2 protein-coding genes and 1 pseudogene are annotated in these 1,796 nt (G+C 58.9%); all 3 read left to right on the forward strand.

The genetic code is table 11. The features are described from left to right. Positions 1-232 (forward strand): annotated as a pseudogene (locus H5U08_RS17630) (hypothetical protein); the annotation flags it as partial. A 581-nt stretch (positions 233-813) separates the two neighbouring features. Then, positions 814-1,098 carry a hypothetical protein gene (locus H5U08_RS17635; protein WP_297036110.1) on the forward strand — a complete coding sequence of 95 codons (285 nt, stop codon included), beginning with the start codon at positions 814-816 and terminating at the stop codon, positions 1,096-1,098. Between the two features lie 405 nt (positions 1,099-1,503). After that, positions 1,504-1,740 carry a hypothetical protein gene (locus tag H5U08_RS17640; RefSeq protein WP_297036113.1) on the forward strand — a complete coding sequence of 79 codons (237 nt, stop codon included), beginning with the start codon at positions 1,504-1,506 and terminating at the stop codon, positions 1,738-1,740. The last annotated feature ends 56 nt before the right edge of the window (positions 1,741-1,796 follow it).

The raw sequence follows: 1,796 nt of genomic DNA on the forward strand, positions 1-1,796 counted from the left end.
ATGCCGCGAAGCCGCTGAAGCCCTCGCCCGTGTGCAGACTGAATTTCTTCATCAGCTTACCGAAGAAGTCAACGAGAATTTTGATGCCCTCCTTGACGGCGAATTCATGTTTACCGAATTTGTCGATCGGTTCGGCCCGCGGATGGCGCATCTCAACAGCATCCTTCAGGTGCTCACACAGTTGAGCAGCCCACCGCCGGCCCCGAATTCGTCCAACAATAACTCGCCGTGATGAGGGAATAGCATCACGGGCAGTTCCAGCGTTCAAAACGTCACGGCTTGGGGCGCTTGGTTTTTCGCGTGACAACGTTGTCGTGATGCCGGCGCACGACAACCTGAACGTGCGTGCGGATTGTATGGCATGGTCACTTGCGATGCTCGCACGCCGCTTGGTGTATTTCCCTCCGGTGGCGGGAATCCGGGGTTGATCCGCTCCCTCAGCCCGCCTGCGAAAGTTCGCTACGTTCGGTAAACTCGATGTTTTCCCGCCGCGTATCAACTGCTAGCGCTGGCGTGCCGATGAAGGACCTCGGGAACGGACATAGGGCTGTCGGTACGGACACCTGAGTCCCTCCCCCAAAGATTGCATGGGCCAGCTTGCACGTGGTCGAACGTGCTGGCAGACGCTTCTTCCTGCCGCTCACAAATCAGGCCGCATGCTACGACGATCCCCTAGCGCTGCACTGCGGATGACCCGTAGCAAGACGGCAGCATGCCGCGGCCATCGTTGCCAAAGTTTCTGCGACGAAATTTCGTGATGTGAGATGAAGTTCTGGAAGCGCCTTTGATTTCACAACACAGGAGGACCGGTTCATGCGCCGCTGGATTCTCATCGTCGCCATGGTGTTGGCGTGTGGTTGGACCGTGGGGCTCGATCGAGATGCTTCGGCGAGCAGTCGGAGGGAGTATCGAGAGGCGATTCGTTCGCTGCCACTGCTGGAGCGGCCGAACCGCTTCGGACACTTCTACGGAAATACCGTGCGCCGAATTTATTACCGGCGGCATGGGTATTTACCCCAGCCGGAAATGCCTCTCGACAATTCATCAGAAACCCCGGCAGCGCCGGCACCCACGCCCTCGGTCCATCAATCAAAGTAAGATTACCGGCGCAATCTCCCGAAATGCGCGACAAATCATCGCGCCCCGGCGGGAGCGGCCCCACGTGCCGTTTCCTGGAAGCGGTCATCGGCCTGGGGCTGCGAGGTTGAGGCCCGTGGCCATTCGGGCGCGATGACTGTTGCGACATGCTGGTGACATCTTCAGCTTGCCGTTTTCTCCCCGGTGCACTCTCCCATGTTGCCACCGGACAACGTGATGTGTTGTCCGACGGACACAACCTGCACATCCGAATCCTCATCAATCCCGGCGAGCGGTAGGCGTTTTGGCTCATTTTCCCCAAATTGGTCGCGCTCCTGGCCATTTGGCATGGGGATCGCTTCTCATACTGCCACATCCGGGCGTTATTGGAATTCGGGTGGTCAGGAGAAGGAAAGGAGCCGAAGGATGCAGCGCGCTGGAACGTATCTGCCGGACCCCGTGATGGAGCACCAGCAGGTGGACTGGATGCTCGTCTCTGCCAGCGAATGCCCGAATTCAGAGGCCGAGGAATACATCATTCGCACCTATTTCCGGGTTCCTCACGAGCCGTACGGCCCTCGCGGAGCATTTGTAAAACCCGTGGAAATTCGCCGCACGCGCAGTTGGGTCCTTTTCCGCCAGGTCTCGGGCATCCTGTACTGAGCTGTTCCGCCGAAACGGCCAGTCGCCGACGGCTGCTCCAACGCTTCAGCCATCTG

The organism is Thermogutta sp. (assembly GCF_014359955.1).
Taxonomy (GTDB): domain Bacteria; phylum Planctomycetota; class Planctomycetia; order Pirellulales; family Thermoguttaceae; genus Thermogutta.

Excerpts from the sequence above, each read along its gene's own strand:
- H5U08_RS17640 (WP_297036113.1), top strand. The coding sequence starts at position 1,504 with ATGCAGCGCGCTGGAACGTATCTGCCGGACCCCGTGATGGAGCACCAG.
- H5U08_RS17635 (WP_297036110.1), top strand. The coding sequence starts at position 814 with ATGCGCCGCTGGATTCTCATCGTCGCCATGGTGTTGGCGTGTGGTTGG.